The organism is Enterobacter sp. UNJFSC 003, assembly GCF_036903355.1.
In the GTDB taxonomy this organism is placed as follows: Bacteria; Pseudomonadota; Gammaproteobacteria; order Enterobacterales; family Enterobacteriaceae; genus Enterobacter.
Genome location: NZ_JBAKHK010000140.1, coordinates 1 through 276, shown reverse-complemented (window position 1 = coordinate 276; position 276 = coordinate 1). Strand labels below are relative to the sequence as shown.

Genomic DNA, 276 nt, shown 5'->3' with positions numbered 1-276 from the left:
CTGTCGGGCGGCACCCACACGCCGCACAAGATCCAGGGCATCGGCGCCGGCTTCGTGCCCGACATCCTCGATCGCGCCGTGATCGACGAGATCGTCAAGGTCAACAGCGCGACCGCCATCGAGACCTCGCGGGCGCTGGCGCGCCACGAGGGTATTCCCGGCGGCATTTCCTCGGGCGCGGCGATCGCGGCGGCGCTGGAGATCGGCAAGCGGCCGGAGGCCGCCGGCAAGACCGTGCTGGCGATCGTGCCGTCGTTCTCCGAGCGCTATCTGTCC

Annotated in this window: 1 protein-coding gene; it reads left to right on the top strand. The window is 70.7% G+C overall.

From position 1 onward, the window contains the following. Positions 1-276: pyridoxal-phosphate dependent enzyme (locus V5P19_RS23490; RefSeq protein ID WP_334407949.1), on the top strand; the 276-nt coding region annotated here is incomplete at both ends.